This window comes from Halovenus aranensis, assembly GCF_900100385.1.
GTDB lineage: Archaea > Halobacteriota > Halobacteria > Halobacteriales > Haloarculaceae > Halovenus > Halovenus aranensis.
Window position 1 is genome coordinate 1 of the sequence record NZ_FNFC01000036.1, and the last position, 6,162, is coordinate 6,162.

6 protein-coding genes and 1 pseudogene are annotated in these 6,162 nt (G+C 52.9%); 2 read left to right on the top strand and 5 right to left on the bottom strand.

What is annotated here, in order from left to right:
- Positions 1–152: 152 nt before the first annotated feature.
- The 4 genes from BLR34_RS16275 to BLR34_RS16290 form a co-directional block, all read right to left on the bottom strand.
- Entirely contained in the window at positions 153–761 is a 609-nt protein-coding gene (locus BLR34_RS16275; RefSeq protein WP_092704917.1) for a hypothetical protein, read from the bottom strand.
- Between the two features lie 145 nt (positions 762–906).
- Positions 907–1,659 carry an endonuclease/exonuclease/phosphatase family protein gene (locus BLR34_RS16280; protein WP_092704919.1) on the bottom strand — a complete coding sequence of 251 codons (753 nt, stop codon included), beginning with the start codon at positions 1,657–1,659 and terminating at the stop codon, positions 907–909.
- Positions 1,660–1,702: 43 nt separating this feature from the next.
- Complete coding sequence (locus BLR34_RS17300; RefSeq protein ID WP_218120927.1) at positions 1,703–2,434, bottom strand: hypothetical protein; 732 nt, start codon at positions 2,432–2,434, stop codon at positions 1,703–1,705.
- 236 nt (positions 2,435–2,670) lie between these two features.
- Positions 2,671–3,120, bottom strand: a complete 450-nt coding sequence (locus BLR34_RS16290) for a winged helix-turn-helix transcriptional regulator (RefSeq protein WP_092704921.1) — start codon at positions 3,118–3,120, stop codon at positions 2,671–2,673.
- Positions 3,121–3,245: 125 nt separating this feature from the next.
- On the opposite strand from BLR34_RS16290, the gene BLR34_RS16295 reads away from it, so the two are divergent.
- Positions 3,246–5,378, top strand: a complete 2,133-nt coding sequence (locus tag BLR34_RS16295; RefSeq protein WP_218120928.1) for a transposase — start codon at positions 3,246–3,248, stop codon at positions 5,376–5,378.
- Between the two features lie 481 nt (positions 5,379–5,859).
- Positions 5,860–5,985: a hypothetical protein gene (locus tag BLR34_RS17550; RefSeq protein ID WP_281240907.1), complete on the top strand. Its 126-nt coding sequence runs from the start codon at positions 5,860–5,862 to the stop codon at positions 5,983–5,985.
- On the opposite strand, the pseudogene BLR34_RS16300 reads toward BLR34_RS17550, so the two are convergent.
- Positions 5,959–6,162 (bottom strand): annotated as a pseudogene (locus BLR34_RS16300) (ISH3 family transposase); the annotation flags it as partial. The gene BLR34_RS17550 and the pseudogene BLR34_RS16300 overlap by 27 nt on opposite strands.

Sequence of the window (6,162 nt, forward strand, 5' to 3'; positions counted from 1 at the left end):
CACTGTCGCGTCGGCGGCGATCCGCCGCCGACAGCGACGGTCCATGCCGAAGATCCCGCTCACTAGCGCTTCGAAGACGCTCCACGACCAGTTCAATCTGATTCACCGCCATCAGACGAGGTTACGCGGCTGTCGATGTGATCGACTGAGTATTACAATCCACTATTACCAACATCGTTGACCGCCTGGGGAGCTGCTGATGTGGATTGGACTCCATCTTGACTCTGTGCAATAATGTCAAAATCATCTCCAGTAAACGGGAAATCATCCGCCCCTCCGTAGAATCCGAGCGTGTAACTGTCCCCAGAGTCGTCCAATTCAACCCCGTAATCTGTCCCAGACACAACGTCTGTCTCAAAGACAAACGCGTCTCCCGACGACAGCCCCGATATATCAACAGACTCAACATAAGTACTCTGGGAGTAATCATAGAGTCTGGCCCGCGTGACGCCGGATGTGTTATTTGATATTACCGCGCCGAATTTGCCAAAGTCTGAGTTGGGGTTGACCACTAAACCACGGCCCTCATCGGGGCCTGTGTTAGAGGAGTCGTCGTCTGGACGTGAGGTTACGCTGTCGGGTATCTCACTGCCTGTTTCGATAGTCCCGTCCTCAGTGATTGTAATCCCGTTACTTTCTTCGATAGCGTCGTTCCAGGATTCGTTGTCGGCGTTTCCTTCGTTGCCGCCCCACGAGAGTTCCCCGTCACTACCGATACTTCGACCGCGTGTTCGAAACGATGGCGTGTCCTCGTTACTCATAGTTACAAGTAATGCAGTTGCACGGGTTTAAACGTAAGCCGGAGTTCTGTCCCGGTATTGGACGGGGTGCGTGAATACGCCCCAGCCCAGCGGCGGAGTGAAGGAGTTGGATTCAGTGAAAAAGTATACCGGGTGTTGGTAGTTCCTATTGCGAATCGTGGCATTCTAACGTGACTCGTACTGGAACGTGGTCGCTGCATCCGTCCCAGTTGTAGACCCAGTCCTGTTTCGTCCCGAGTTGAACGTCAGTGATAGCTGGGACAAGGTCTGTATTCAGAAAGACGTAATCGGTATGGTAGAGAGCACCCGTTTCTTCGTTACGTCCGTTCCAAGAGCGATTCCGTGCGTAGTAGGTTGGGTCGTGTTCCTCACCAAATCCGCAACCAGTCGTTGCGTGGTATGCACTCGTAAGGTTGTGTGCTTGGAGCAACTGGATGGTTTCAGTGAAGTCGTGTTGTAATGGTTCAAGGTGAGGGCTCTGTGGGAACGTTGCATTCCAGTTGAAATCACCAACGACGAGCGTGTCTTCGTCAAGCCAATCGTCGTACTTTTTGAGTGCGGTGTAGGCTTGACTGATATACCGATTCGCTGGATTCGTGGCGTCATTCTTCGTCCAGACTCCAATTACGTCAACCGGTGAGCTAGTTTCAGCCGCGATACTGGCTCTGTTATTACCGTGTTCTTCGGTGAGTTCTATCCCGTTGCGTGCAAAAATACCGATGCCTCGGGTGTCATCGTTGCCGTCCCAAACCCAGTCTGAAAACTCTCCCCAGTCACCGTATACTGCAGGGTTTTCACATTCTTGGATAACTAGGATGTCTGGGTTGTATGCTTGTAGTACGTGGTCTTTTTTCCGGCGAAATGCTTGGCTACAATTCCACGTGACCACCGTGACCATATGTAGACATTCTTTCCGAATAAAATAACGGTTAGCTAATAGATCAGGGCCTACTCCCACCGCGTTGCCAGTCAGGTAACGATATTGCTGCTTCTATATCATCCTGTGTCACGTTGAGCCAGTCTTTGGTGTCTTCCCAGAAAGTGTTGAATGCTGTTTGGTGAAAAGAGCCGATAAAACTGAGAATATCGTTTCGGTGGTTTGCGTTCCGGTGCAGGAATCGGTCATAACCTCCAATTTGCTGTCTGAATGTAGACTCATCGAACGTGATGCGGTATGTGATTTGGTCGGGAGTTACTGTGTCTGGTTCTGCTTGCAGACAGGAAAAGCCATAGTGCTGTGCATCTGTTCGCAATCCGACGAGAAATCCGGCCCGATAGGCGTATTCAGATGCCGGGCCGTTGCCGATGAGATCGTCTTCCGTTACTTGGTGGCCGTTCGGAATATACTGGTCAAGACGGTTTTCGATGCATTCATGAAAGGAGTACAGGGCTGAAATGAAATTATGGATTGCTGCCTTGACGTTAAGCAGAAACAGTTCTGCTTCACTTGGGTCACACGTGTACGTCGGTTCCGCAGCATTACTGTGTCCATCGGGTGCTTGCCGGTACAGCTCATCATCAACAAAACGCTGTAAGTCGATGTAATTCTGGTCTACAATTACTTTTGTTGTACTCAGACTTTCCAAGTCGGCCGTTTCAATATGCTGGGTAGGACCGACATCCTCTCCAACCAACGCTTTAAACGTGTTTTGAGAATTATTCCCCGCAGACATACGCAAAAGAGTAGGGTTAGTTGTCTTCGTCTTCTTGGACTCTAGAGGCAGCCACAGCTACGGCGACGGTGTCGTCATCCCCGACTTCTGCCAGTTCTTCGGCCGTTTTGATGTTTTCGCGGGGCATTGTTTCGTGTATAGGTAGTCTCTTGGTCGTGATAAATCCTTGTGTCTCTCGTGAGGAGTCCGAAACAAAACTGGATTCTTGGCTACCGGTGTGTTCAGTGTTCGGTAGATTATCGGTATCGACGGTCTTCACCGGGATCAGTTACGTCGTGGCCGAACGGGTCAACGTACGGGTCAGTCTCGCTCTGGCGTGCTAACTCCTCTTTCACGTCGTCGTCACTCACCCATTCGATTACTTCGTCTCTCCCGGATTCAATCGTGTCGTGCGCGTCCAGCAGTGTCTTGTACGCATGCACCACGTCTAACCGCTCTAGTTTCGATACGACGAATTGCCCGCGTTCAGTCAACCGGTAGCGGTCGTTGACGGAGGTTTGTTTCTCTTCGATTTCGGGGATGACGAATCCGAGGTCGCGGGCTTCACCCAGGCGGTGCATCAACGTGGATGTGCTGATGTGGAGTGCGTTTTCGAGGTCAGTGAATCGCTGTGGCTCCCCTTTCAACAGGATGAGGACACCGAGGCTGCCACGGTTCTCAAAGTAATCGCTCACGGTATCAGGCATGCAGTCTCTGGTGACACGTGCAGTAGCGGGCAATAAGAAATTTGTGCTCAATTCAGAGTGTGCTTCGATTCGGAAACTAATTCGGAACGAAGCAGTCTAGCGAGTACAGCACCCTCAACGGCCGATTGTTGATACCCCTTTATCCCGTATGTTCATCCGGAATATTCGGAAACACCACCCCTACGTTTACTTTCGAATCAAAGCACTCCAATACACAACGCATGACGGCCACTCCCGAGACGGTCCATGAAGTATACGCGGCGTTGCACGAGTCGCACCGGGAGTGGCCACATTCTGACGGACGAGACACCGTTGACGGTGACCCGTGGCCGCTAGCATGGGATGGCGCTGCCTTCGTTGAGGAATGGTTCAAACACCCGGACCACAACGACGTAGAAGAAGCAATTTGCCACGTGCCAATTGACCCGTGGAAATTCGGGTACGACATCACCGAATGGCACGACAAAAAGTCCCCCGAAGCACTTCTTCGAGCACAGTTGCTCCGCATCGTCAAGGGGTGGAGCGGTGAAACTGCACTCGTTGATTACTTGGAGGAAGACGACAACGAGGACTTGGTTGACGGCCTCGGATTTAATGACGACGACGGGTATGAAGACGGCTTAGCGTCGAAACCAACACTGTGGCGCGTCTGGAACGAAAACCGTCTCCGCGACGAACACAAGGAAGTCATCAGGACAATTGGGCAAGTCTTGGTGAATGTCGCGCGTGAGCACAACGTGCCCGCGCCCGAAGAAGTATTTCACCCTGATCCGAGTGTTGACGCACCTGACGGTGTGGAACAGGATGATATGACGGTTCGGGACCGCACGATAGCGAAGACTCGTGACGTGTGGGAACACGGGAAGATGGTTCTCACTGATAACTACGAGGTGCCGCGGGCAGACAACACAAAATTCCACGAAAACGCGTTCCTTGAAGGGCATACGCATATCGGTGCGCATGAACAACGGTACGCTGAAAGCGGCATCGACCGCTTCGCCGCCGACACCACGCGCGACACTGTTCACACCGGCAGCAATTACCGCTATCACCTCAAGAAAATCGGTGTTGCTGAGGCTCGGAAAATGCATCAAAGCGCGACGAAAGACTTGATTGAACGCGCTCGTCGGGACGCTGAACTAACCGGGAAAGTCCGAGTGAGTGTTGACATCACGAAGTCAAACCCGTACCGCTCCAGCAACGCTCTAGAGTTCGACAGCGACGGCAACTTAGCGAACAAATGGTTGCTCGGGTACAAAGACGGTGACGAAGATAGTGACGAGTTGCCGGATAAGCACTTCCAGTGGGCCAGTATCCAAATCGTCGGGATGGACATTCCACTCGTGTTGGACGCGTTGCCGGTGCATCGAGGGTTGTCTCGTGGCGAAATCGTTGATGAGTTGGTGAGTACGGCAACGGAGATGGTAGATGTTGGCCTTGTGTTGATGGACGCTGAATTCGACTCGTGGAGTGTGAAACTGGCGTGTGAACGCCACGGCGTCGGGTATTTCAACGCAGGCGTGATGCAACAATACGATAGAGGGCGCTGTACTGAGATGCGGCGTTCTGGGAAACTCGTCCACGTCGAAGAGGACAAACACAACCCAGACGACGACAATCCAACGCGGAAACGCGTGTACGTGCCAGCAATACGCGGTGACCTCACCGATGACTCACTTGGTGATGACGGTGACGACACTGACGACGTTCCAGAACACGGGTCACGGGACAAAGACACCGAGAAGGAGCTACGCGAGGAGATGGTGGACGAACTAAGCGATGTGCTGGAACAAGGTACCGATGATACACGGCGGATGTTCGGTGAGTTCCTCGAAGAAGTCTACGACGACGAAGAACAACGGAACCTGCGTGGAAGCGATGAGGATGCGCGCGTGTACACTGTGTTCAAGACGAATCACCCGGACTTGGAACTCACGGACGGCACTGAGGACAAAAGCGAGATCGAGCAAGCCCACATGGTTGCCCGCATCGTCCGGCTGTACAGTTACCGCTGGGGCATTGAGAACGGCTTCAAACAGATCAAACAGTTCCGGGTGCGCACTACGTCGATGGATCACGAGTACCGGTTCTTCAATTTCCTCTTCGCGTGCACGCTGTACAACCTATGGCGATTAGTGGACATTCTCGTCAAGTTGGAGCTGCGTGCTGACTCCGACTTTGCCTACAAGCCCATCGTCACAGCAGACCTGTTCTTGACGATTGCGTCGGACTACTTCGGGCTAGACCCACCTGATTAGCAGCCTGTTTTCCCGCAATAATCGTGTTCACGGCAAGTGGCAACACTCTTTCTCATAGTTATTTTCGCTTATTTTCCGAGTAAATTATGCTGAGTGTGAGGGAAGTGTCACTTAGTGGCGGTTCCGCGGGAAATTCGCGGTGATTTCTGAGCGCAATTCTGTCGAAATTGGGTGTTAGAGGCGCTCATCTCGTGAAAATTGCCGCCGTCTGTGCCGTGCGGAATGATATAGCGATATGTAATTTACAAGAGTCAGCAGAGACAATATTTTAGATTGTGTGTTATCAAACAACACAGTAAGCGCCGCAACATCTCAAGCTCAACGTGAGGGCAGCCACCATACTGAGATAGGAGAACCGAGACACCACAATCGCATCTGTGAGTGGGTCCACAGTCTCAGTCGATCACATCGACAGCCGCGTAACCTCGTCTGATGGCGGTGAATCAGACTGAACTGGTCGTGGAGCGTCTTCGAAGCGCTAGTGAGCGGGATCTTCGGCATGGACCGTCGCTGTCGGCGGCGGATCGCCGCCGACGCGACAGTGTCGCCACTCACGACCGCTGTCCGGATCGGTGGACAGCTACCGGAAGAACCGGTCGTCGAGTGACTGGTTCGCTGGGACTGCTCTACGCACACCAAGCGCTGTCCAAGCGGCCCGCAACACCATCTCACAAAACTCCGCGAACGGCCATCTCCAGAGGCGGCGCCCCCCGCGGCGGGGCGCCGCCACGTACCTCCAATGCAGATACCGCCAGCTGTTCTGCAGCAACAGACTCACGACAAA

Coding starts and splice junctions, on each gene's coding strand:
- BLR34_RS16275 (WP_092704917.1), bottom strand. CDS start 761: ATGAGTAACGAGGACACGCCATCGTTTCGAACACGCGGTCGAAGTATC.
- BLR34_RS16280 (WP_092704919.1), bottom strand. CDS start 1,659: ATGGTCACGGTGGTCACGTGGAATTGTAGCCAAGCATTTCGCCGGAAA.
- BLR34_RS17300 (WP_218120927.1), bottom strand. CDS start 2,434: ATGTCTGCGGGGAATAATTCTCAAAACACGTTTAAAGCGTTGGTTGGA.
- BLR34_RS16290 (WP_092704921.1), bottom strand. CDS start 3,120: ATGCCTGATACCGTGAGCGATTACTTTGAGAACCGTGGCAGCCTCGGT.